Raw genomic sequence first — 23,489 nt, 5'->3', positions numbered from 1 at the left:
TTATAAAAATAGTTGATTTTAAAATAGCTTTAAAAAAAAAGGGGGGGGGGGTATAATCATTTTTTATTTTTTTAAGGAGAAAATTTATGATTAAAACCTCATTTTATGCAAACAAAGTTTTATTAGGGTTAAGTTTGGGGGCTATTTTAAATGCAAATGCATTAGCAAGTCAAACTATTGATATAAATTATCAAGAATCAGGGAGTAATTTCCAAGATAAATTTCAATATGATAAAAATACTCAAACTTGGATTCCTACTTTTGGATTAAATGAAGATACTATTATAAATATTGGAATTTGGGATTTTCCTGATTATGATGGAAATGATGAAATTAATCAAGAAGAAATGAAACTAAATATCGAATTAGCTAAGGATAAAACTTTAACTTTTAATAATAACAATAAAAAATTACTAGCAGAACAAAAGAATCCAGTTAATATAAATAATCTTAATGCTAGCGCTAAAAAAGTTGAAGCTAATGATATTATATTTCATTTTACAAAACCTTCGACGATTAATGCAGATTTTAGTGTGGTAGGCACAACAGAAGATGCTCCAGTAAATGATGAAGAAGCGGGTTCAGTTATAGGTATAGGAGGAGGTGGTGCTTCTTTGGCCAATCAAATTAATACAGGTTCTTTAACTATCAATGGAAATTTTAATGCTTTTAAAACTTTGATTTTATCCAATGTAGAAAATGCTTTTAGGGTAAATGGAACAGCTACTATTAAAAATTCAAATTTTGGTATTTTAAGAACAAATTATAGCGAGCTTGAAGCAAATGATTTTGTCTTAATAAGAGCAAAAGAATTTAATAGTGATATTTTAGATAAGAGTACTAATAATGCGGCTGGAGCTGTTTTATTTAAAGATTTAAACTCTTATTTAAGTACCAATAATGAAATTTTAAAGGATAAAAACAAATATAAAGATATTCTTCATACTGGCTATACTATAGATATTTCAGCTTCGGATAATTCTTTTGGATCTCTTGTTGATTATAAATTTGATATTAAAAATTGTAGTGGTGATAAATGTTTGGTTATTAATGGAGGGGCAAATGCTAATGCTAAAAATCTTCTTACTCAATTAAAAGTAGATATAGTTGCTTTAGATGCATTATTGGCTGAACTAGATACAAGTGCTCAAGGTTATGAGTTGGCAAAAGCAGATCTTGAAAATCAAAAAAGCGAAATTCAAAAACTCATTAACGAGGCAAATGAAAATGGTGGCAAGATAGATGATGATAAATATTTACAAACCATAGCTCCAAATTTAGCAGGAAATGATAAAAATGCGGTTTTAGTTTTAAGGGATGTGGCTGTTTTATTGGGAGCAATAGGGGCTGATTTAGCCAGTAGAGAGGGTGTTGAATTAGCACTAAATATTAAAAAAGATACAGATAATACAGGAAAAAATATATCTAATCTCAACTCAGCTTCTAATGCAACTAATACCACCATAAACGTATCCAATGATGTAGCTATTACTCAAAGAATAGCAATGCTTAATAATCCTTATGGAAATTATGCTTTAAAAATGAGCAATCTAAAATTTGCCGCTTTAGAAAGTGATATGAGACCAAATTATATAAATGATTATGCTAATAGCGTATGGGCAAATGCTTTTGGTGGAGCTAATATTATAGATGGCGATAGTGCGGCTTTATATGGTGCTACTATAGGTGCTGATAAACAAGCAAAGGATAATGTTTTACTAGGGACTTATTTTACCTATGCAAAATCAACCATTAAAGATAAACTTTTAGAACAAAAAAGTGATAATTTTCAATTAGGTTTTTATTCTATAATCAATTTAAATCCTAAAACAGAGTTAAATTTAAGAGCTTATGGGCAAATTTCACCTACCAATCAAAATAATGTTTTAGTTGATGGAGCTTATAAGGCTGATTATACAAGCAAATTCTTTGGACTTAGTGCAAGTTTGGGTCATATATTTGATTTTAGCAATAATACTTTATTTATTAAGCCTTTTGCGGGTATAAATTATTATTATAGCTATACTCCATCTTATACAGATAAAGGACTTGTTTCTAAAAATATTGATTCTATGAGCAATAATTCTTTTTCTCTTGAAATAGGAGCTGAATTTAGAAAATATATGAATGAAAGTTCTTATCTTTTTATCACTCCAAAAATAGAGCAATTTATTATTAATAATGGAGATGATTATGTGGCAAATCTAGCTGTAAATAACGCTTTTTTTACAAGTGTAAAAGCAAATGATAATAAAAAAACTTACGCTCAAGTAGTATTAGGTGGTAATTTAAACATCAATGAAAGATTAAGTTTTAATGCTGGAGTTGGTGCTAAACAAATATTAAATGGTAAAGTAGACAATAAAAATGAAACCTATATAAGCGGACAAGTAGGACTTAAGTATAAGTTTTAATTGTTTGCTTGATTGATTAAATTTTTCTAATAGAGTTTATTCTATTAGAAAAATTCTTTTATTGCAAATATTTATTTTAGTTGAGTAAAGGATTACCATTTCCTGAGCCTTGAGTTTTGTATTTTTTGACTACTACACCTTTTTTATTAAATTCAAAAACAGTACTTTCATCTTTATCAAATCCTGGCAAAGAAGTAATTCTTGTAAAATCATAATACCATATCTCTTTATTGCCTATATTTGTTTTTCTTACAGGATGGCCTATAATTTTTTCTACATCTTCTTGTGTGCTTTTTCCTATAATAATAGTATCTAGTTTATTTTGATTAACTTCTAAACCTTTTTGATAGCAAGCACTTAAAATAAAACCTAAAAAAATCCATAAAATATATTTCATAAAAATTCCTTTTATTGTTTATTTTTTAAGACTTTTGAGATTTTTTGCTCAACTTTATATTGATTAAGAGCATAGACAGCCCAAACCATAGCAGGTAACCAACCAATAAGAGTGATTTGCAAAATAAGACAAATTAAAGCAGCAAAGGGTCTTTTAATAGTTAAAAAACCAAGCCAAGGCAAAATAAAACAAATTATTAATCTCATATTTATCCTTTGTTAAAATTATGAAATTTCTATTATACCCCCCCCCATAAAAATAAGCTTAAGTATAATTTTAAAGACTAGATTTTTGTAGAGTTTTGGTGAAAAATTGTAGATTAAAATTATTTTATTTCAATACCAAAAGGTATTGAAATTTATTTTTGTATTTCTAAGATACCCATCATACCCAAATCTTCGTGTTCTAAAATATGGCAATGATACATTCTAATACCTTCATAATTTTGCACCATTCTAAGTCTTAATTCTTCATTTGGACGCACATTAATGGTATCTCTTAAGGCTCTAAAATTTGCTTTTGTAGTTTTGTCATTTAATTTAGAGCTTATAAGTTCAAATTGTGTTCCGTGTATATGAAAAGGATGATCCATATGAGATTTATTTATAATAATCCAATCTTCTACTTCATTTAATTTTGATTTAAGATCAATGCGTTTCATATCAAAAACTTTTCCATTAAGTAAAAACATAGAAGCAAGAGATTTTTTTATCTCATCTTCACTTTTTTTATCTATGCCGTGCATTTGCATATGATCTTCACTCATGATAACTTCTTTAAAATTCTTAGGTTCTTTTTGTTTTTCGAATTTTTTTAAAGTTGAAGGGATATTGATAGGATTTTTTTCTATTTTAATATCTGCTAAAAATAAATTTTTAGGTTCTTCTTTTACAAGCATTTTATCCCTATCATAATAAAGACTTTCTAATTTAAACTCACCAAATTTATCAGCTTTTATTAAAACTTCAACCCTAGAAGCAGGGGATAAGAATAATTCTTCTTGTTCTATAGGTTTTTCTATAAGCCCTCCATCTGTGCCAACAAGAATGAATTTTGCATTTTGAATTTTTAAATTTAAATATCTTGCTGAGCAAAAATTATAAATACGTATCCTTTCTGCATTGATTGTAATTTTTGGTTTTAATTGTCCATTGATTAAAACGATTTCTCCTTCTCTGCCATTGAGCCAATCATTTAAATTATTTTCAGGAATTTGAGCTTTATCATCTAAGCGTAAATCACTAATAACTAAATCTTTTTCTTCTAAATGAGATAAAGCATCTTTTTTAGCTTTTACTACAAAAGCTCCAGCTAGACCCATAAAAACTTGTTTGGCTGTGATGTAGTGAGGGTGTGGATGATACCAATAAGTTCCTGCACAATTTTGCGGTAAAGTAAAGCGGTAAATTCTTTCTCTTCCTGCTAAGATAGGATCGTGAGGATTGCCATCTTGATCAGGTGGCACCGGAAGTCCGTGCCAATGGATCGTAGTTGGCTCTTTGAGTTTGTTTTTAACTAAAATTTCTATAGTATCTCCTTCATAAACTTCTATTTTAGGTCCAGGAATAAGATCATTATAAGTGTAAAATTTGGTTTTAAAACCCTTAATAATTTCTAATTGACTTTCTTTAATTTCTATGGTAGCTCTAAAAAAATTTTTTTCTTTGCTTTCGTTTTTTAGAAGTTTTAAAGAATTTAAATTTTGATGTGCTGGGAATTTTTCTTCATCTATTAAATTTACTTTTTTGCTTAATTTTATAAAACTTGTATCTATATTTGAAGAGTGTGCTAAATTCATAGAATGCATATTGTGCATATTATGAGAATTTGCAGCATAAGCTATACTTGCACTAGCACCTGCTAAAATATTAAATTTTAAAAATTGTCTTCTATCCATTTTTATCCTTTTTGCTTAGATTTTTCATTATATTATTTAAAATTTAAATGTTAGTAAATGTTAAAATACGCATTATGAAATATTTTTTAAGGTAATAAAATGTTTGATTTTAATGTAAAAACTCCAGCTTATATTTTAGAAGAAGAAAAATTGCGTAAAAATTGTGAGTTGTTAGCTTTTGTAGCAAAAGAAAGCGAAGTAAAAATTTTATTGGCTTTAAAAGGTTTTGCTTTTTCAGGAGCTTTAAAGATAGTAGGAGAATATTTGCAAGGTTGCACTTGTAGCGGACTTTGGGAAGCTAAATTTGCTAAAGAATATATGGATAAAGAAATTCATACTTATTCTCCTGCTTTTAAAGAAGATGAAATAAAAGAAATTTCAGATTTATCTCATCATATAGTGTTTAATTCTTTATATCAGTTTGAAAAATTTAGAAATTTATGCTCTAAAAATTCCTTAGGACTTCGTTGTAATTTAGAATTTTCTTTAGCACCAAAAGAGCTTTATAATCCTTGTGGAAGATATTCAAGACTTGGAATTTTAAGTAAAGATTTAGAAAATGCAAATTTAAGCGACGTAAAGGGACTTCATTTTCACGCTTTATGCGAGGAAAGTGCTGATGCTTTAGAAGCTGTTTTAAAAGTATTTGAAACAAAATTTGGCAAATGGATTAAGAAAATGCAATGGATTAATTTTGGAGGAGGGCATCATATAACCAAAAAAGGTTATGATGTGAAAAAATTAATTAGGCTTTGTAAGGAATTTAGCGATAAATATGGAGTGCAAGTATATCTTGAACCTGGTGAGGCAGTTGGTTGGCAATGTGGTATTTTACTAGCAAGCGTAATTGATATAGTAGAAAATGAGAAAAAAATAGCCATTTTAGATGTTTCAAGTGAAGCTCATATGCCAGATACTATTATTATGCCTTATACAAGTGAGGTTTTAAATGCAAGAATTTTAGCAACAAGAGAAAATGAAAAGATTTCAAATTTGCAAAAAGGAGAATTTGCTTATCTTTTAACAGGTAATACTTGTTTGGCTGGAGATGTAATGGGAGAATATGCTTTTAAAAAAGAATTAAAGCGAGGGGATAAAATAGTATTTTTGGATCAAATTCATTATTCTATAGTTAAAAATACCACTTTTAATGGAGTAATACTTCCTAATTTAATGCTTGCAAATAAACAAAATAAACTTCAAATGGTGAGAGAATTTTCTTATGAAGACTATGCTAGAAGGAATTAATATTATTCCTAAATAGCATAAAATAATTTATATTAATGAATTTTTGTAAATTTTAATTGAGATTTTTTATAGAATATTTATAATAAGCATTTATATTATATAATATCTATATTATAGCTATTTGAGCAAATTTTAAGCCTTAATTTTTTTTATAAAATTCAGTTTTTTTTAAAACAAATCATACTAAGATAAAACTTGTATAAAATAAGGTAAAATCAAATATTAGGCTATATTTGCATAATAAAAACTTATTTTATTTCCTAAATTTTTAGCAAAGAATTTTATCTAGGATTTTGTATGGATTTAGCAAAATTAAGATTAGCTAGAAGTCTTTATTATCAGTGCTTTGGAGAACTTTTTGTATTTTCTTTTTCTAAGCAACGATTAGCTTTTTTAAATGATTGTCTAAAGATGATGAAAGAAACTTCATTTGATGAAAATTTAATTAATAGTTTTGATATTTTGATTGAAAATTCTAAAACAAAATTAAATTTATTTTTTGATGAATATGAAAATCTTTTTTTATCTCTTAAAAATTCTATTCCTATAACTTTTTCTTATATTGAAGAAGGTTTTGAAAATTCAAGAGCACTTATTTGCGTTAGAGAAATTCTTATAAAAAGCAAAATAAGGCGTAATGAAAAATTTTTCAAAGAAAGTGAAGATCATATAGGATTTTGCTTTTTTTTAATGAGTGAGTTTTTAAAACAAGAAGAAGATATTTTGGCAAAAGAATTATTTGAAAAAGTTATTAATCAAAGTATTGATGAGTTTATTATTTTAATTTTAGAAAATGAAGAAGCAAAGCTTTATAAAGAAGTAGCTTATATCTTAAGTGCTTTTATAGAATTTGAAAGATCTTGTTTTGGGCTTGGCAAAAATATAAGAAATACTACTAAAAAAGTACAAAATGATTTATCTAGATCTGAATTCTTAAGAAGAGAGGTAAATAAAAAAAGGAGGTTGGGTGAAAAATCGTAGAGAATTTCTTAAACGATCAGTATTAGCTTTAGGTAGTGCTGGGTTGTTATCTGGTGCAAGTTTAGCTTTGGCTAAAGATGAAGATCGCAAAGATTTAATCAAAGGTAAAAGCAAAAAAAAAGAAGTGCTTTTTCAAAGAAGTACTAATTGGGAAAATTATTATATAAAGGCTGAGTGATGTCAAGTATGAATGCAAGTATTAAACTTAATCGTCGTAATTTTTTAAAAATGGCTGCACTTTCTTCTTTAGCAACACCTCTTTTAGCAAGAAGTGAAAACATTAGAGAGGTAAATGATAGCGAAATTAAAGAAGCTTATGAGGGAAGTAAAAAAGTAAAAACAATTTGTACAGCTTGTTCTGTTGGTTGTGGCATTATTGCAGAAGTGCAAAATGGTGTTTGGGTACGTCAAGAAATTGCCCAAGATCATCCTATAAGTTTAGGCGGACACTGCTGCAAAGGTTCTGATATGATCGATATGGTGCGTTCTCATGTGCGTTTAAAATATCCTATGAAAAAAGAAAATGGAGAGTGGAAACGCATTTCATACGAACAAGCTTTAAGTGAAATTGGAGAAAAGCTAGCCACTTATCGCAAAGAAAATCCTGAAAGTGTTATGTTTTTAGGTTCTGCAAAGCTTAATAATGAACAAGCTTATTATATAAGAAAATTTGCAGCATTTTTTGGAACAAATAATGTAGATCATCAAGCTAGAATTTGACACAGCGCAACAGTCGCCGGTGTGGCGAATACATTTGGTTATGGCGCTATGACAAACCATCTTGGAGACATTCAAAGAAGTAAATGTATTATTATTATTGGAGCAAATCCAGCAGTAAATCACCCAGTAGGCTTTAGGCATTTTTTAAAGGCAAAAGAAAAAGGTGCTAAACTTATAGTTGTAGATCCTAGATTTACAAAAAGTGCAGCTAAGGCAGATATTTATGCAAGAATTCGTCCAGGAACAGATATTGCCTTTATGTATGGAATGTTAAAAATTATTTTTGATGAAGGTTTAGAAGATACAAAATATATTGATGAAAGAGTTTTTGGTATAGATAAAATTCGCGAAGAAGCTGCAAAATGGACAGCTGAGGAAGTAGAAAATGTTACAGGAATTCCAAAAGAACTTTTAATAAAAATTACCTATGAAGTCGCTAAAAATAAACCAACTACGCTTATTTGGGCTATGGGTTTAACTCAACACACTGTAGGAACTTCAAATACACGTTTAGCACCTATTGTGCAAATGGTACTTGGAAACATAGGTAAATTTGGCGGTGGAGTTAATATCTTACGCGGACACGATAATGTTCAAGGTGCTTCAGATATGGCGTGTTTGAGTGAAAATTTACCAGGTTATTATCCTTTAAATGAAGCAACTTGGAGATATTACGCTAAAATTTGGGGTGTGGATTATGAATGGCTTTTAGGGAATTTTGTAAGTAAAGATTGGATGCATAAAACTGGACTTTCACTTGCTAGATGGTGGGCAGCAGCTTTAAATGGAAAAGATGGAAATGATGCTATTGATAATGCAGGAACGCCTTTAAAAGCTTTAGTAGTTATGGGAAATGGTATTACTTCGACCGCACAACAAGCTAAAGTTAAAGAAGGTTTGGAAGCTTTAGAACTTTTAGTTTTGGCAGATCCTTTTGTAAATGAAGCAGGAATCATCGCAGAAAGAAAAGATGGAATTTATCTTTTACCTGCAGCAACGCAGTTTGAAACAAGTGGAAGTGTAACTGCAACAAATCGTAGCGGACAATGGAGATTTAAGGTTGTAGATCCACTTTATGAAAGCAAAGAAGATCAAGAAATTTTATTTGAGCTTGCTAAAAAATTAGGTTTTTATGAAGACTTTACTAAAACTTTACGTGATGAAAAAGGTGAAATTGTTTGGCCTGAAAATGCTACAAAAGAAATTGCAAAAGCAGTTAGAAGTATAGGACTTAATGGTTGGAGTCCTGAGAGGCTTAAAAAACATACTTTGTATTGGGATAAATTTGATGAGGTAACTTTAGAGGGAAAAGATGAAGTTGCGGGTGAATATTACGGACTTCCTTGGCCTTGCTGGAGCGATAAACATCCAGGTTCTCCTGTACTTTATAATACTGATATCGAAGTGGCAAAAGGCGGTATGGGTTTTAGAAATAATTTTGGGCTTGAATATGAAGGTGAAAGTTTATTAGCTAAAAATGCACCTTTAAATTCACCTATTAATGTAGGATATCCGCAAATCACTAAAGATAATATAGAAAAAGTTTTAGGCATTACTTTAAGTGCAGAAGAAAAAGAAAAAATGGGATCAACTTGGTCTTATGATGATAGTGATATTATTGCGACTAAATGTATAGAAAAAGGTATTGTTCCTTATGGAAATGCTAAAGCTAGAGCTATTGTTTGGACTTTTAAAGATAAAATTCCACTTCACCGCGAACCACTTCATTCTCCAAGAAATGATTTAGTGCAAAAATATCCTAGTTTTGAAGATCAAAAAGCACTTTATCGTGTGGATACTAAATTTATTTCTGTGCAACAAGCAAAAGATTATTCTAAAGAATTCCCACTTAATCTTGTTACTGCAAGGCTTGTAAATTTAAATGGTGCAGGTATGGAAAATAGAGCGTCTATGTATCTAACACGCTTAACTCCTGAAATGTTTTGCGAGATTAATCCTGAGTTAGCAAAAGAGCAAGATATTAAAGCAGGGGATATGATTTGGGTGCATTCTCCAGAGGGAACTAAAATTCATGTTAGAGTAAAGGTTAATCCAGGCATAGCAAAAGATATGATTTTCTTACCTTTTCATTTTACGGGTGTAATGCAAGGAGTAGATTTAACTCACAATTTCCCTAAAGGAACTAAACCTTATGCAAGTGGAGAAAGTGCAAATACTGTAACAAATTATGGTTATGATATTATGTGTCAGATTCCAGAGACTAAAGGTGGGCTTTGTAGAATCAGCAAGGATGGAAAATGAGTAAAATAAATTTTGCAAATTTAGAAAAAGAACGTTTAAAATTCTTTTGTGATAATGAGCGTTGTATCGATTGTAATGGCTGTGCGGTAGCTTGTGATGAAGCGCATGAACTTCCTATTCATATTCGCCGTCGTCGTGTAATCACCTTAAATGAAGGAATTCAAGGAAAAGAAGTTTCAACTTCTATTTCTTGTATGCATTGTGATGATGCTCCTTGTTCTATTGTTTGTCCTGTTGATTGTTTTTATATTCGTGCTGATGGTATTGTTTTGCATGATAAAGAGATTTGTATAGGTTGTGGATATTGTCTTTATGCTTGTCCTTTTGGGGCTCCTCAGTTTCCAAAAGATAGTGTATTTGGTAATAAAGGCATTATGGATAAATGTACTATGTGTGCAGGAGGTCCTGAAGAGACTAATTCAGAAAAAGAAAGAGAACTTTATGGGCAAAATCGTATTGCAGAAGGTAAAGTGCCAGTATGTGCGGCTATGTGTTCAACAAAAGCACTTTTAGTCGGCGAAAGCTCTAAAATAGAAGAAATTTATCACAATAGACTTACAAATAGAAATTATGGTATTTTAAATCCTTCAGAAAGTATAGAATGGAAAATTGCTTATACTAGAAAGGAACGCTTATGATAAAAGTATTAATAGCACTTTTAACAAGTTTTGTAAGTTTATTTGCCTATGGCAATGAGAGAATGGGACAAGATACTCAAATTTGGGATTTTCATCGTATCACAAATATCCCAAATTATGATAATTTTGGCAAACTTTGGACAACCTTACAAGGTGAATATATAGCCACTATAGCTTTAATTGCTATAATTGCAGTATTAGCTGCTTTTGCTTTACATTATATGATAATAGGACCTAAACAATTCTCTCACGATGGAAAGAAAATTTATGCCTTTACTTTATTTGAAAGAATTTTTCATTTTATAGCAGCAATTTCTTGGGTTATTTTAGTTCCAACAGGATTTATTATGATGTTTGGATCTTATTTTGGAGGAGGAGTTTTTGTAAGAGTTTGTAAAAATTTACACGCTTTTGCAACAATTTTATTTATCATTTCTATTATCCCTATGTTTTTATGCTGGATTAAAAGAATGCTTCCTGCAAGTTATGATATTAGATGGATGATGATAGTTGGAGGTTATTTAAGTAAAGTAAAACGTCCAGTACCTGCAGGTAAATTTAATTTTGGTCAAAAGTCTTGGTATTATATTGCTGTATTTGGTGGCTTTTTGATGATAATTACAGGTGGATTTATGTATTTTCTTGATTTTAATTCTGTAGCAATTCAAAATCTTTTTGGTTTAACTCAAATTGAACTTTTAAGAATTTCAGCCATTATTCATAATTTCTTAGGAATAGTATGTGCAGTATTTTTTGGAGTACATATTTATATGGCTGTTTTTGCTATAAAAGGAAGTATCCATTCTATGATTAATGGTTATAAAGAAGAAGAAGAAGTTTATATACTCCATTCTTACTGGTATAAAGAACTAAGCAATAAAAAACAGATTGAACCTACTTTCTCTTATGATTCTAGTGTGAAAATTTGATGTGTTTTTATTATGCTATAATTTCCTAAAATTAGTTTAGGAAATTATATGCAAGAACAAATTCAAATTACAAGAAAATATTTTTATGAATTTTTTTCTTTAGCTTTTGATTTTATAGATGAAGAAAAATTTAATATTTTTATAACGCAGGCAAAATTTTTAAGTCAAATTCCTTTAGAAGATAAGCTTACTAAAGATTTTGAGATTATTTTAACTTATGATTTAAAAACTTTTTTACAGGAACAAAATGCAGTATTTTTTGATTTTTCTTATGTAAATGTTCCTACTACAGCTTCGTTTTATGATGAAGGAAGAGATGATGGTAGAAAAAAACTCCAAGCTTGTGCAATTTTACGTAAAAGTCCTTATAGAAAAGATGAAAAATCATCACAAAGTGAAGATGAATTTGGTTTTATTTTCGCTTTAATGCCTTATTTGATTGATTTTGATAAAGAATTAGCAAAAGAATTTTTTGAAAAAATTTTAAATTCAGTAATTGATGAATTTATTGAAAAATTAAAAATTCATAAAAATTCTAATTTTTTTATCCATTTTGGAAATATTATGGAGGTATTTTTTAAATTTGAGAGAAGTATTTTGAATTTAGAAAAACCTAAAAAAACAACTTCTAAAAGCATAGCCGATATTGCCTTAGAGCGTTTACCTTATGAATCAAAACTTCCAACTCAATTTAGTAAAATTAATATTGATGAGTTAAGCAAACTTTAAACTCTATAATCGTCCTTTATTTTATTGATAATTTACGCTTTTAATTTTTTTTTATATTTAATTATGTAGAATTTGAATAAATTTGAGTATATTTATCGATATATAGAGTATTTAAAAATATTCAAAATTTACTTAAAATTATAAAAAGGGGAGTATATGAATGGAAATTCATCAAGGCGTAATTTTCTTCGTAAGTCTTTAAAAGTAGGAGCAACTGCTTTAGTTGTTTCAAGTGTAGCAAAAGCAGCAACACAAACAGAACTTTTAGATAAAGAAAAGAATGTTATATTTGGCAAAAGCAATAAAAATGAAGTTCTTTATCAAGAAACAGCTCATTGGGAAGCTTATTATAAAGCAGCTTATTAAAAAACTAAAGAAAGGAATAAAATGGTATTAGCTAGAAGGAATTTTTTAAAATTTGCAGCTATATCTTCTTTAGCAACTAGTGCTTTTGGTGTAGAAAATAAAAATTTACGTCAAGCTAGCGAAGAAGAAATTGCAAATCCTTATCCTAATTCAAAAATAGTTCGAACAATTTGTACTATTTGTAGTGCGGGTTGTGGGATAAAAGCCGAAGTTCAAGATGGTGTTTGGGTGCGTCAAGAAAATGCTGTAGAACATCCTATTTCTCAAGGTTCTCATTGTTGTAAAGGGATTGATCAAATTGATCTTACCAAATCAAAACAACGTATTAAATATCCTATGAAAAAAGAAAATGGTAAATGGATTCGTTTAAGTTGGGAACAAGCTATTAATGAAATAGGCGATAAGATGCTTGATATCCGTAATGAAAGTGGACCTGATAGTGTTATGTTTTTAGGTTCTGCTAAATTTAATAATCAACAAGCTTATTATTTTAGAAAATTTGCAGCTTTTTGGGGAACAAATAATATAGATCATGTAGCTAGAATTTGACATAGTGCAACAGTTGCCGGTGTGGCAAATACATGGGGTTATGGTGCTATGACAAATCATTTTGGCGATGTTTGTAAAAATTCAAAAATGATGATTATTTTTGGAGCCAATACTGCGGTTGCAAATCCTATAGGTTTTAAACATTTACTTCGTGCAAAAGATCGAAATAATGCAAAATTAGTTGTAGTAGATCCTGTTTATACAAAAACTGCTGTTCATGCAGATGAATACGTAAGAATTCGCCCAGGGACAGATATAGCTTTAGTCTATGGTATGCTTCATCTTATCTTTAAAAATGGTTGGGAAGATAAAGAATTTATCAAAACACGTTCTTATGGTGTTGATGAAATCAAAGAAGAAGCTGCAAAATGGACTCCTGAAGAAGTTGAAAATGTCACAGGTGTTCCAGCAGCTCAACTTGAAAAAATTACTCAAATGCTAGCAACAATTAAACCTGCTACACTTTTTTGGGCTTTAGGTATTACTCAGCATTCTGTTGGTAGTTCAAATACGCGTGTTTTAGCGATTTTACAACTTGTTTTAGGTAATGTAGGTAAAGAAGGAGCTGGAACAAATATTATTCGCGGACACGATAATGTTCAAGGCGCTACTGATATGGGTTGTCTAGCTGATACCTTACCAGCTTATTATGGTTTAGGTAATGATGCTTGGGAGCATTTTTGTAATGTTTGGGGAGTGGATATGGAATATATGAAAAGTCGTTTTGCACCCCCAAGTGATGGTAAAAATTGGATGAATGAGAAAGGATTTTCTCTTGCTAAATGGTGGCAAGGCGTTAAAGGTGTTATACCTTATGGGAATGATAAAGTCGTTTCAAATTCAAACATACGTGTTCTTTGGGTTCAAGGCACGGGAATTACTTCTATGGCGCATACGGTTAAAATTCAAGAAGCTCTTAAAAAACTTGATATGATAGTTATTGCTGAACCTTTTGTTAATGAGGTAGCGGTTTTAGCTGATCGTCCAGATGGAATTTATATTATTCCAGCTTCAACTCAATTTGAAAGTGAAGGTTATGTAACAGCTACAAATCGTGCTATGCAATGGCGTTCTCAAGTTGTAAAACCAATATATGAAAGTAAAGAAGATCAAGAAATTATGTTTGCTTTTGCTAAGAAATTCGGTTTTTATGATGAATATACACGCGGAATGAAAATGCAAGTGTTAGATTATGAATTAAAACAGGTGAAAACAGATAATGAATCTTTTGTTTGGCCTGATGATGCAACAACTGAGATGAGTAATGGACTTTTAAGCATAGGGTTACGTGGAATTTCAGCAGAGCGTTTAAGAAAGCATCAACAAAATTGGGAAAATTTCGATCCTGATACTCAAGAAGGTTTAAGTGGAGAAGTTAAGGGTGAATATTACGGACTTCCTTGGCCTTGTTGGGATCAAGAACATCCTGGAACTGCTATTTTATGGAATAAAGATATTCCTTATGCGCGTGGAGGTATGGGATTTAGAAATCGTTTTGGATTAGAACATAATGGAGTAAGTCAGCTTGCAGATGATTCTATAAGCTTAAAAGATTGTAAGGTCAAAGGTGGATATCCGCAAATCACTAAAGATAATATAGAAAAAGTATTTAATATTAAGCTTAGTAATGAAGAAAAAGCTAAAATGGGATCTAGTTGGAGTACTGATATTTCAGGTATTATCTTGGAAAAATGTCGTCAATTAGGAGCTTGTTGTTTGGGAAATGCTAGAGCTAGAGCTATAGTTTGGGAATTTGCTGATCCTATTCCTAAACATAGAGAACCTATCCATTCTCCTCGTTGGGATCTAGTGCAAAAATATCCTACTTGGGACGATCAAGAAAAACCAAATTTCCGTGTCACCACTGCTTTTAAAAGCGAACAACAAAGAAAAGATTGGAGTAAAGAATTTCCTATTATTGTTTCTAGTATGCGACTTGTTAATCTTAGTGGCGCAGGTATGCTAGAAAGAACAAGTAAATATTTAGCAGCTATTACTCCTGAAATGTTTGCAAATGTTCATCCTGAACTTGCCTTAAAGTATGGTATAAAAAATGAAGATATGATGTGGATACATTCTCCTCAAGGAACAAAAATAAAAGTAAAATGTGTTCATAATCTTTCAGTAACTCCAGACAGAATTTGTATGCCTTATAACTTTGCGGGGATATTACAAGGAGTAGATTTAAGTCACAATTATCCAGAAGGGACAAAACCTTATACTATAGGTGAGAGTTCAAATACTATTACAAACTATGGTTTTGATATTAATACGCAAATTTCTGAATTTAATGCAGGTCTTTGCAGGATAGAAAAGGCATAAATATGACTAGAATAAAATTTTTTGTAGATACTCAAAGATGTACTTCGTGTTTTGCTTGTCAAGTGGCTTGTTCAAGTGCGCATGAAGTACCTGTAGAAATTAATCGTCGTAAAGTGGTTACTTTAAATGAAGGAATTCAAGGAAAAGAAGTTTCAACTTCTATTTCTTGTATGCATTGTGATGATGCTCCTTGTTCTATTGTTTGTCCTGTTGATTGTTTTTATATTCGTGCTGATGGTATTGTTTTGCATGATAAAGAGATTTGTATAGGTTGTGGATATTGTCTTTATGCTTGTCCTTTTGGGGCTCCTCAGTTTCCAAAAGATAGTGTATTTGGTAATAAAGGCATTATGGATAAATGTACTATGTGTGCAGGAGGTCCTGAAGAGACTAATTCAGAAAAAGAAAGAGAACTTTATGGGCAAAATCGTATTGCAGAAGGTAAAGTGCCAGTATGTGCGGCTATGTGTTCAACAAAAGCACTTTTAGTCGGCGAAAGCTCTAAAATAGAAGAAATTTATCACAATAGACTTACAAATAGAAATTATGGTATTTTAAATCCTTCAGAAAGTATAGAATGGAAAATTGCTTATACTAGAAAGGAACGCTTATGATAAAAGTATTAATAGCACTTTTAACAAGTTTTGTAAGTTTATTTGCCTATGGCAATGAGAGAATGGGACAAGATACTCAAATTTGGGATTTTCATCGTATCACAAATATCCCAAATTATGATAATTTTGGCAAACTTTGGACAACCTTACAAGGTGAATATATAGCCACTATAGCTTTAATTGCTATAATTGCAGTATTAGCTGCTTTTGCTTTACATTATATGATAATAGGACCTAAACAATTCTCTCACGATGGAAAGAAAATTTATGCCTTTACTTTATTTGAAAGAATTTTTCATTTTATAGCAGCAATTTCTTGGGTTATTTTAGTTCCAACAGGATTTATTATGATGTTTGGATCTTATTTTGGAGGAGGAGTTTTTGTAAGAGTTTGTAAAAATTTACACGCTTTTGCAACAATTTTATTTATCATTTCTATTATCCCTATGTTTTTATGCTGGATTAAAAGAATGCTTCCTGCAAGTTATGATATTAGATGGATGATGATAGTTGGAGGTTATTTAAGTAAAGTAAAACGTCCAGTACCTGCAGGTAAATTTAATTTTGGTCAAAAGTCTTGGTATTATATTGCTGTATTTGGTGGCTTTTTGATGATAATTACAGGTGGATTTATGTATTTTCTTGATTTTAATTCTGTAGCAATTCAAAATCTTTTTGGTTTAACTCAAATTGAACTTTTAAGAATTTCAGCCATTATTCATAATTTCTTAGGAATAGTATGTGCAGTATTTTTTGGAGTACATATTTATATGGCTGTTTTTGCTATAAAAGGAAGTATCCATTCTATGATTAATGGTTATAAAGAAGAAGAAGAAGTTTATATACTCCATTCTTACTGGTATAAAGAACTAAGCAATAAAAAACAGATTGAACCTACTTTCTCTTATGATTCTAGTGTGAAAATTTGATACTGTTTGACTTTCTAAAAATTTTTTAGAAAGTCTTTATAATTATTATCTTATTTTATTATGATTTAATTTTTCTTTTATCTTAATGTTATACTTTAAATAATATTTACTGATTTTAAAATATAGTTAAAGGAAAAATATGGCTTATACAATCATAGAAGTAGAAAGAAAAACAGGAGTTTCTAGTAGAACGCTTAGATTTTGGTTAGATAAGGGTTTGTTTCCTTTTGTGGAAAAAGATAAAAATGGAGTGCGTTATTTTAGTGAAAAAGATTTAGAGTGGGTGGTTTGGGTAGATTGTTATAGACAAATTGGTATGAGTATAGAGGATGTTAAAAAATATATTTTTTTATGTATTAAAGGAAAAAATACAGCAAAAGAGAGATTAGAAATTATTTTAAAACTAAAAGAAAAAACATTAAAAGATGTAAAGAAATTAGAAAATATTTTGGAAAAACTTGATTTTAAAATAGATTATTATGAAAAAATGATTATGGAAAATAAAGATGAATTAAATCCTTTAAGCAAAGATTATGTTAAATGTAAAAGGTGTGTAAAAATTTAAAAATATTAATTTTTACTCTTGACTTACACTAGATGTTAGATTTTATACTTTTAAAAATTTAAAATCGAAAGGATAAAATGCTAACCCTAAACAAAGATAAAATGTCTAATTCCCAAATTATTTTAGTATTTTGTTTAGGGTATTTGGAATTTTAAGTACAGAGCTTGGGATGATGGGGATCATTCCTGTAGTATCTGAAAATTTTCATGTGAGTATTTCTGATGCAGGTTGGAGTGTGAGTGTTTTTGCACTCGTAATAACTTTTTGTGCACCTATAGTTCCTTTGCTTTGTGTAAATTTCAATCCTAAAAAATTAATGCTTATTTGTCTTTTAGTTTTTGTATTTTCTTCTTTGGCAAGTGCTTTTGTAAATGAGTTTTGGCAATTGCTTATTTTTAGAGCTATCCCTGCTTTTTTCCATCCTATTTATATAGCTCTTGTTTTAAGTATGGCTACTAATTTAGTTGAAGATAAAAAAGAAGTCCCAAAAGCTACAGCTAAGATTTTTGCAGCAGTGAGTGCAGGGATGGTTTTAGGTGTGCCTATGACTAGTTATTTTGGTGGAAATTTTAGCTTTGAAGTAGCAATGTTATTTTTTTGTATTTTAAATAGCTTATCTTTTATAGCAACTTTGTTGTTTGTACCTGATTTTAAAAGGATAAATTCTATTAAAATAACTAAGCAATTGCTTATCTTAAGATATCCACTTTTGTGGATTAGCATTCTTTGTGTTATCTGTGTAAATGCTGGAATTTTGGGATTTTATTCTTATTTTTCTGATTTTTTGCATAGTGTAGCAAAGATGAATTTTACTTTCATTAGTATTGTATTAGCTATTTACGGTTTTTCAAATATTATAGGTAATTATATAGCAGGAAAAACTCTTGTTAAAAATGCACATTTTACTTTACTTTTAACGCCTTTGATTATGATCATATTTTATACTTTACTTTTTAATTTTTATGGCCAAATTATGTTAATTATGTTTGCTTTTATATTAGGAATTTTAGCTGGAATAATGAATAATGGCACACATTTTATAATAAATCATCCTTTTCCAAAAGCCTCTGATTTGAGTAATGGACTTTTTATAAGTGTAGCTAATATAGGATTAAGTAGTGGAACAGCTATTTGTGGGATGGTTATATCTTTAAGTAACACCCGCTTTATCATTATAAGCACTATTTTTTTGTTGATTTTAGGAATTATGATGATTTTATTAAGAAGGAGGATAGAAAAAATGAAATTAAGATTTTAATTTTAAAAATTTAATAAACTTATATTTTACACCAAAGGAGATAAAATGAAAACTTTAATTATTTTTGCTCATACTTTTTGGAAAGATTCAAAAGTAAATCGTGCTTTATTAGAAAGCATAAAAGATATAAATAATTTAAAAATTCACAATCTTAGCACAAGCTATAATGATGGAAAAATTGATATTAATAAAGAACTTGCTTTGCTAAAAGAAGCAGATAAAATTATATTTCAATTTCCGCTTTTTTGGTTTAGTACCCCAAGTTTGCTTAAAGAATGGCAAGATAGAGTTTTAAGTGCAATTTTATATGGAGAAAAAGAGCTTTTAAAAGGTAAAATTTTTCAAGTTATTACAACTTTGGGTGGGGCTGAACAAAGTTATGATGGCCATCATGGTGCTACTTTAGAAGAGCTTTTAAAGCCTATTTATTATAGTTTTGAGTATTTAGGTTGTAAAAGTGTTAAGCCCTATGCTATTTTTAATGCAAGCGTTGATGGTCTTGATTTAAATGTCTATAAAAATTACTTAGTATAGTAATTTAAAATAGTTTTTTGCTATAAGTTATTAAACTTATAGCTTTTTATCAAATATAAATTTTGAAAGAGTAGTAAATAAAGCTATTTTTCTAATAATATAAAATAATGAAAAATTAAAAAGTGTATAAAAATTTAAAAATATTAATTTTTACTCTTGACTTACACTAGCTGTTATGTTTTATACTTTTTGAAATTAAATTTCAAGGAGCGATAATGCAACGCAGAAAATTTTTTAAAAACACTATGATTTTAGCCGCTGGAACCACTTTTATAAATTCTGCATTAAGCGCAAAAGAAAATGATTCTTTAATGCAAAATGATCCTGAATTTTATGAAATTTTTAATTATTTTAGTAAAGTAGAAGTAACAAAATATAATAAATTAGATAAACAAAATACCCATTTAGTTAAATTAGCAGCCATAATTGCAAATGGCGGTAGTTTAGATTTTTTTAAAGAGTATTTAAATATAGCTTTAGCACAAAATATAAATCCTGTAGCCATTAAAGAGCTTATTTATCAAAGCGTGCCTTATTTAGGTTTTAGTAAGGTTTATAAATTTTTAGAGCTTTGTAATAAAATTTTTAAAGAATCCAATATATCTTTACCACTTAAAAATCAAGGGACCACTACTAAAGAAAATCGTTATGAAGAAGGTTTAAAGCTTCAAGTGTATATATTTAAAGAGGCAATTTTAAAAGGCAATGAAGATACTCCAGAAGATATGAAGCATATTAGAGAATTTTTAAGTTCTAATTGTTTTGGAGATTATTACACAAGAAAAGGTTTGGATTTAAAGACAAGAGAACTTTTAACTTTTGTTTTTTTAGCAAGTTTAGGAGGCTGTGAAAATCAGCTTAAAGGTCATATACAAGGAAATTTTAATATGAAAAATAATAGAGATATTTTAATTAGCACTTTAACACAAATTTGCCCTTTTATAGGTTATCCTAAAACATTAAATGCACTAAATTTGATAGAAGAAACAAGTAAAAAGTAAAATTTACTCTTGACTTACACTAGATGTTAGGTTTTATACTTTTAGTTAAATTATATAGAAAAATGTTTTGATAGCTAAGATTTAATAGTTTTTATTTAATTTAAAAATATTAATTTTTAATAAAAAAGGATAAAAATGCAAAGAAGAGATTTTTTAAAAACATCAAGTATGGTAGCTTTAGGAACTTTAGCAATAGATTCTAATCTTTTGGCAAAAGAAAACACACAAGAAAAAACTAATAAACTTTTTTTAAATCCTAGCGAAGAAGCACTTAAAAATGTCAGCAAAAATCCTTTTGGTTTGGTTTATGAAAATGCTATAGCTAAAAATCAAAAAGGTTGGGTAAATATTAAAAAAGTAAGTTATGGAACAAAAAACAATAAAAGTGTAGCTAATCTTTATTTACCTGCAAATTTTAATGCAAAATTAAAATATCCAGCTATTGTTGTAGCTCATCCAAATGGTGGAGTGAAAGAGCAAGTTGCAGGGCTTTTTGCACAAAAATTAGCAGAGCTTGGTTATATTACTTTAGCTTTTGATGCTTTTTATCAAGGAGAAAGCCAAGGTTTTCCACGCAATAAAGATATTCCATCAAGTAGAGTTGAGGATATCTCTAAAGCAATTGATTTTTTAGATACTTTTAAAGGAGTAGATAAAGAAAGAATAGGAATTTTAGGAATTTGTGGAGGAGGTGGCTATACATTAAAAGCAGCACAAAAAGATAAAAGATTAAAAGCAGTGGCAACTTTAAGTGCTTTTAATACAGGACTTGTGCGTCGCAATGGTTTTTTAAATAGCGAGCTTGATAAGATCCAAGAAAAATTATTAAATGCAAGTAAAGCAAGAGAATTAGAGGCTATAAGTGGTAAAATAAGTTATACAGGTTTTGCTCCAAAAAAATTAAGCAAAGAAGAACTTGATAAAATTCCTACTGATCTTTATCGTGAGGGTATGATTTATTATGGTGATACTCACGCACATCCTAATTCTAGTTTTATTTATACAACAAGTTCTTTAATGGAGCTTATGAGTTTTGATGCAACCGATCAAATCGAGCTTATTAATCAGCCTTTACTTATGCTTGTGGGTGATAAAGCAGATACAGCTTATATGAGCAAAGAAGCTTTTGATAAGGCAATTGGAACTCAAAATAAAAAACTTTATACTATAAATAACGCCACTCATATACAAACTTATTATAAAAAGGAGGCGGTAGATGAAAGTTTAAATAAACTTAAAAGTTTTTATGAGAAGAATTTAAAAAATTTAGCTTAAGGATAAAAAATGCAAAAAAGAAGATTAAGAAATTTGGAAGTGAGTGTTTTAGGGCTTGGTTGTATGGGAATGAGTTTTGGTTATGGAGAAGCTAAAGATGAAAAAGAGATGATAACACTCATTCATAAGGCAAAGGAACTTGGTATTGATTTTTTTGATACAGCTGAAGTTTATGGTCCTTTTATTAATGAAGAATTAGTAGGTAAAGCAATAAAACCTTTTAGAAATGAAGCAGTGTTAGCAACAAAATTTGGTGTTAGAATTGAGGGCACTAAACAAATTGTAGATAGCACACTTGGTAAAATCAGACAAAGTTTAGAGGATAGTTTGAAGCGTTTGCAAACAGATTGCATTGATCTTTATTATCAACATAGAGTTGATACAAATGTTCCAGTTGAAGAAGTTGCTAATTTAATGAGCGATTTTTATAAAGAAGGAAAAATCAAAGCTTGGGGTATGAGTGAAGCAGGAATTCAAAGTATTAAAAGAGCTCATGCAGTATTCCCACTTAGTGCGGTGCAAAGCGAGTATTCTTTATGGTGGAGAGAACCTGAAAATGAACTTTTAAAAGTTTTAGAAGAATTAAATATAGGTTTTGTTCCTTTTTCTCCTTTAGGGAAAGGATTTTTAGCAGGTAAATTTGATGCAAATTCTACTTTTGGAAATAATGACTTTAGATCACAAGTTCCGCGTTTTAAAAGTGAGAATTTAAAAGCTAATCTAGAATTAATTTATGCATTAGAAGATATAGCAAAAGCTAAAAATGCTACTTTAGCACAAATTGCTCTTGCTTGGGTTTTGGCACAAAAAGCATTTATCGCACCTATTTTTGGAACAACAAATTTACAAAGATTAGAGGAAAATATTAATGCTATTAATATTGATTTTACTCAGGATGAATTAAGTCATTTAAAGAATATCTTAGATAAAACAATAATCAAAGGAGATCGTTATGCAGGTGAAGCAGCTCTTAGAGTTGGGAAATAAAAAAATTAGTTTATTTCTTATAATGATTTTATGTAATCTTCTTGAAGGAGTGCAAATGCAAGAACTTGAAAGCAAAGGAATTCATGAAAGTTTTAAAGGAGATAATAAAATTTTTAATGGAAATGTAAAAGTTTCTATGATGTTTAAATCAAATGAGTGGAGGAATTTTAGCGGAGCTTTAGTTGAATTTGAGCCTAGTGCAAGAAGTGCGTGGCATACACACCCCCAAGGACAAACTTTAATTGTTACAAACGGAGAAATTCTTACAAAAGTACCAGGACAAAAAGCATTTATTGCTAAAAAAGGCGATGTGATAAGTTGTCCTATAGGGATAAAACATTTTCATGGTGCAACCAATACAAGTAGTGGGGCACATATAGCACTTACGGGTGAAAAAGATGGCAAAAATGTAGAGTGGTTTGAGCTTGTAAGTGATAAAGAATATAAGGAGGCATTAGATGAAGCAAAAAAATAAAATTATAAAATTAATGGCGTTAGCTTTATTTTTTATTTTAGGAGTTAATATGCAAGCACAAGAATTTATGAGTGTTAAAATTTCAGAAATAGAAGTTGATTGCAAATACTTAGAAGAATATAAAAAAATTCTAAAAGAAGAAAGTGAATTAAGCGTAAGAGAAGAAGATGGAGTTTTGGTGCTTTATGCCCTATCTCATAAAGATAATCCTTGTAAATTTAGCATTGTAGAATCTTATAAAGATGAAGAAAGTTATCAAAAGCATATACAAAGCGAACATTTTCAAAGATATAAGCAAGGCACTTTGCATATGGTAAAAAGTTTAAAATTTATTCCATTAGAAGCTTTAAGTCCTAATATGCGATTAAATAAAGAATTTTAATAATATCTATAAAACTT

General features: G+C 29.4%; 22 protein-coding genes and 1 pseudogene. 20 read left to right on the top strand and 3 right to left on the bottom strand.

Annotated elements, in window-relative coordinates; genetic code table 11:
• The first annotated feature begins 86 nt into the window (after positions 1 to 86).
• A complete protein-coding gene (locus JG677_RS02545) occupies positions 87 to 2,414 on the top strand; it encodes an autotransporter outer membrane beta-barrel domain-containing protein (protein ID WP_200284995.1) in 2,328 nt (775 codons plus the stop codon).
• A gap of 76 nt (positions 2,415 to 2,490) precedes the next feature.
• Here JG677_RS02545 and bamE read toward each other — a convergent pair whose 3' ends face one another.
• From bamE to JG677_RS02530, 3 genes are all read right to left on the bottom strand, one after another.
• The gene (gene bamE, locus JG677_RS02540; RefSeq protein ID WP_200284993.1) at positions 2,491 to 2,811 is read right to left on the bottom strand and encodes an outer membrane protein assembly factor BamE domain-containing protein; all 321 of its coding nucleotides are present in this window, start codon (positions 2,809 to 2,811) and stop codon (positions 2,491 to 2,493) included.
• A gap of 11 nt (positions 2,812 to 2,822) precedes the next feature.
• On the bottom strand, positions 2,823 to 3,017 hold the full coding sequence (locus tag JG677_RS02535) for a YqaE/Pmp3 family membrane protein (RefSeq protein ID WP_200284991.1): 195 nt from the start codon (positions 3,015 to 3,017) through the stop codon (positions 2,823 to 2,825).
• Between the two features lie 152 nt (positions 3,018 to 3,169).
• Positions 3,170 to 4,708 carry a multicopper oxidase family protein gene (locus tag JG677_RS02530; protein ID WP_200170210.1) on the bottom strand — a complete coding sequence of 513 codons (1,539 nt, stop codon included), beginning with the start codon at positions 4,706 to 4,708 and terminating at the stop codon, positions 3,170 to 3,172.
• A 99-nt stretch (positions 4,709 to 4,807) separates the two neighbouring features.
• Here JG677_RS02530 and nspC point away from each other — a divergent pair, with 99 nt between their 5' ends.
• The 19 genes and pseudogenes from nspC to JG677_RS02435 all read left to right on the top strand — a co-directional run bounded on the left by nspC (position 4,808) and on the right by JG677_RS02435 (position 23,472).
• Positions 4,808 to 5,956, top strand: coding sequence for a carboxynorspermidine decarboxylase (nspC, locus tag JG677_RS02525; protein WP_200170209.1), 1,149 nt, complete (start codon positions 4,808 to 4,810; stop codon positions 5,954 to 5,956).
• A 297-nt stretch (positions 5,957 to 6,253) separates the two neighbouring features.
• Positions 6,254 to 6,937 carry a TorD/DmsD family molecular chaperone gene (locus JG677_RS02520; RefSeq protein ID WP_200284989.1) on the top strand — a complete coding sequence of 228 codons (684 nt, stop codon included), beginning with the start codon at positions 6,254 to 6,256 and terminating at the stop codon, positions 6,935 to 6,937.
• Positions 6,924 to 7,115 carry a Tat pathway signal protein gene (locus JG677_RS02515; RefSeq protein WP_200284987.1) on the top strand — a complete coding sequence of 64 codons (192 nt, stop codon included), beginning with the start codon at positions 6,924 to 6,926 and terminating at the stop codon, positions 7,113 to 7,115. The genes JG677_RS02520 and JG677_RS02515 overlap by 14 nt, the downstream gene beginning before the upstream one ends.
• Entirely contained in the window at positions 7,115 to 9,919 is a 2,805-nt protein-coding gene (locus JG677_RS02510; protein ID WP_200170206.1) for a formate dehydrogenase subunit alpha, read from the top strand. Before JG677_RS02515 ends, JG677_RS02510 begins: the two co-directional genes overlap by 1 nt.
• Entirely contained in the window at positions 9,916 to 10,557 is a 642-nt protein-coding gene (gene fdh3B, locus JG677_RS02505; protein WP_200170205.1) for a formate dehydrogenase FDH3 subunit beta, read from the top strand. The genes JG677_RS02510 and fdh3B (JG677_RS02505) overlap by 4 nt, the downstream gene beginning before the upstream one ends.
• Positions 10,554 to 11,486 (top strand): formate dehydrogenase subunit gamma, encoded by a 933-nt coding sequence (locus JG677_RS02500; RefSeq protein WP_200170200.1) that lies wholly within the window; start codon positions 10,554 to 10,556, stop codon positions 11,484 to 11,486. Before fdh3B (JG677_RS02505) ends, JG677_RS02500 begins: the two co-directional genes overlap by 4 nt.
• A gap of 48 nt (positions 11,487 to 11,534) precedes the next feature.
• Positions 11,535 to 12,215 carry a TorD/DmsD family molecular chaperone gene (locus JG677_RS02495; RefSeq protein WP_200170204.1) on the top strand — a complete coding sequence of 227 codons (681 nt, stop codon included), beginning with the start codon at positions 11,535 to 11,537 and terminating at the stop codon, positions 12,213 to 12,215.
• 156 nt (positions 12,216 to 12,371) lie between these two features.
• Entirely contained in the window at positions 12,372 to 12,581 is a 210-nt protein-coding gene (locus JG677_RS02490; protein WP_200170203.1) for a Tat pathway signal protein, read from the top strand.
• 21 nt (positions 12,582 to 12,602) lie between these two features.
• Positions 12,603 to 15,452, top strand: a complete 2,850-nt coding sequence (locus tag JG677_RS02485) for a formate dehydrogenase subunit alpha (RefSeq protein ID WP_200284985.1) — start codon at positions 12,603 to 12,605, stop codon at positions 15,450 to 15,452.
• Between the two features lie 2 nt (positions 15,453 to 15,454).
• On the top strand, positions 15,455 to 16,066 hold the full coding sequence (gene fdh3B, locus JG677_RS02480; protein ID WP_200284983.1) for a formate dehydrogenase FDH3 subunit beta: 612 nt from the start codon (positions 15,455 to 15,457) through the stop codon (positions 16,064 to 16,066).
• The gene (locus JG677_RS02475; RefSeq protein WP_200170200.1) at positions 16,063 to 16,995 is read left to right on the top strand and encodes a formate dehydrogenase subunit gamma; all 933 of its coding nucleotides are present in this window, start codon (positions 16,063 to 16,065) and stop codon (positions 16,993 to 16,995) included. The genes fdh3B (JG677_RS02480) and JG677_RS02475 overlap by 4 nt, the downstream gene beginning before the upstream one ends.
• Positions 16,996 to 17,134: 139 nt before the next feature.
• A complete protein-coding gene (locus JG677_RS02470) occupies positions 17,135 to 17,560 on the top strand; it encodes a MerR family transcriptional regulator (RefSeq protein WP_200170199.1) in 426 nt (141 codons plus the stop codon).
• A gap of 77 nt (positions 17,561 to 17,637) precedes the next feature.
• Positions 17,638 to 18,818 (top strand): annotated as a pseudogene (locus tag JG677_RS02465) (MFS transporter).
• Positions 18,819 to 18,863: 45 nt separating this feature from the next.
• Entirely contained in the window at positions 18,864 to 19,352 is a 489-nt protein-coding gene (locus JG677_RS02460) for an NAD(P)H-dependent oxidoreductase (protein ID WP_200170197.1), read from the top strand.
• A 215-nt stretch (positions 19,353 to 19,567) separates the two neighbouring features.
• Complete coding sequence (locus JG677_RS02455) at positions 19,568 to 20,353, top strand: carboxymuconolactone decarboxylase family protein (RefSeq protein ID WP_200217465.1); 786 nt, start codon at positions 19,568 to 19,570, stop codon at positions 20,351 to 20,353.
• 135 nt (positions 20,354 to 20,488) lie between these two features.
• A complete protein-coding gene (locus tag JG677_RS02450; RefSeq protein WP_234284622.1) occupies positions 20,489 to 21,628 on the top strand; it encodes an alpha/beta hydrolase in 1,140 nt (379 codons plus the stop codon).
• A gap of 9 nt (positions 21,629 to 21,637) precedes the next feature.
• Positions 21,638 to 22,615, top strand: a complete 978-nt coding sequence (locus tag JG677_RS02445) for an aldo/keto reductase (protein WP_200284976.1) — start codon at positions 21,638 to 21,640, stop codon at positions 22,613 to 22,615.
• Positions 22,616 to 22,670: 55 nt separating this feature from the next.
• Positions 22,671 to 23,090: a cupin domain-containing protein gene (locus JG677_RS02440; protein ID WP_200284973.1), complete on the top strand. Its 420-nt coding sequence runs from the start codon at positions 22,671 to 22,673 to the stop codon at positions 23,088 to 23,090.
• Complete coding sequence (locus tag JG677_RS02435; RefSeq protein WP_234126439.1) at positions 23,074 to 23,472, top strand: putative quinol monooxygenase; 399 nt, start codon at positions 23,074 to 23,076, stop codon at positions 23,470 to 23,472. The genes JG677_RS02440 and JG677_RS02435 overlap by 17 nt, the downstream gene beginning before the upstream one ends.
• Positions 23,473 to 23,489 lie beyond the last annotated feature (17 nt).

This window comes from Campylobacter sp. TTU-622 (assembly GCF_016598965.1).
In the GTDB taxonomy this organism is placed as follows: domain Bacteria; phylum Campylobacterota; class Campylobacteria; order Campylobacterales; family Campylobacteraceae; genus Campylobacter_D.
Note: the sequence above shows the minus strand (reverse complement) of the source record. Positions and strands in the feature narration are given on the sequence as shown.

What these genes read in the sequence shown, in the direction of transcription:
- JG677_RS02495 (WP_200170204.1), top strand. Translation starts at nt 11,535, where the DNA reads ATGCAAGAACAAATTCAAATTACAAGAAAATATTTTTATGAATTTTTT.
- nspC (WP_200170209.1), top strand. Translation starts at nt 4,808, where the DNA reads ATGTTTGATTTTAATGTAAAAACTCCAGCTTATATTTTAGAAGAAGAA.
- JG677_RS02535 (WP_200284991.1), bottom strand. Translation starts at nt 3,017, where the DNA reads ATGAGATTAATAATTTGTTTTATTTTGCCTTGGCTTGGTTTTTTAACT.
- JG677_RS02500 (WP_200170200.1), top strand. Translation starts at nt 10,554, where the DNA reads ATGATAAAAGTATTAATAGCACTTTTAACAAGTTTTGTAAGTTTATTT.
- JG677_RS02435 (WP_234126439.1), top strand. Translation starts at nt 23,074, where the DNA reads ATGAAGCAAAAAAATAAAATTATAAAATTAATGGCGTTAGCTTTATTT.
- JG677_RS02455 (WP_200217465.1), top strand. Translation starts at nt 19,568, where the DNA reads ATGCAACGCAGAAAATTTTTTAAAAACACTATGATTTTAGCCGCTGGA.
- JG677_RS02545 (WP_200284995.1), top strand. Translation starts at nt 87, where the DNA reads ATGATTAAAACCTCATTTTATGCAAACAAAGTTTTATTAGGGTTAAGT.
- JG677_RS02520 (WP_200284989.1), top strand. Translation starts at nt 6,254, where the DNA reads ATGGATTTAGCAAAATTAAGATTAGCTAGAAGTCTTTATTATCAGTGC.
- JG677_RS02450 (WP_234284622.1), top strand. Translation starts at nt 20,489, where the DNA reads ATGCAAAGAAGAGATTTTTTAAAAACATCAAGTATGGTAGCTTTAGGA.
- JG677_RS02530 (WP_200170210.1), bottom strand. Translation starts at nt 4,708, where the DNA reads ATGGATAGAAGACAATTTTTAAAATTTAATATTTTAGCAGGTGCTAGT.
- fdh3B (WP_200284983.1), top strand. Translation starts at nt 15,455, where the DNA reads ATGACTAGAATAAAATTTTTTGTAGATACTCAAAGATGTACTTCGTGT.
- JG677_RS02440 (WP_200284973.1), top strand. Translation starts at nt 22,671, where the DNA reads ATGCAAGAACTTGAAAGCAAAGGAATTCATGAAAGTTTTAAAGGAGAT.
- fdh3B (WP_200170205.1), top strand. Translation starts at nt 9,916, where the DNA reads ATGAGTAAAATAAATTTTGCAAATTTAGAAAAAGAACGTTTAAAATTC.
- JG677_RS02470 (WP_200170199.1), top strand. Translation starts at nt 17,135, where the DNA reads ATGGCTTATACAATCATAGAAGTAGAAAGAAAAACAGGAGTTTCTAGT.
- JG677_RS02475 (WP_200170200.1), top strand. Translation starts at nt 16,063, where the DNA reads ATGATAAAAGTATTAATAGCACTTTTAACAAGTTTTGTAAGTTTATTT.
- JG677_RS02445 (WP_200284976.1), top strand. Translation starts at nt 21,638, where the DNA reads ATGCAAAAAAGAAGATTAAGAAATTTGGAAGTGAGTGTTTTAGGGCTT.
- JG677_RS02490 (WP_200170203.1), top strand. Translation starts at nt 12,372, where the DNA reads ATGAATGGAAATTCATCAAGGCGTAATTTTCTTCGTAAGTCTTTAAAA.
- bamE (WP_200284993.1), bottom strand. Translation starts at nt 2,811, where the DNA reads ATGAAATATATTTTATGGATTTTTTTAGGTTTTATTTTAAGTGCTTGC.
- JG677_RS02460 (WP_200170197.1), top strand. Translation starts at nt 18,864, where the DNA reads ATGAAAACTTTAATTATTTTTGCTCATACTTTTTGGAAAGATTCAAAA.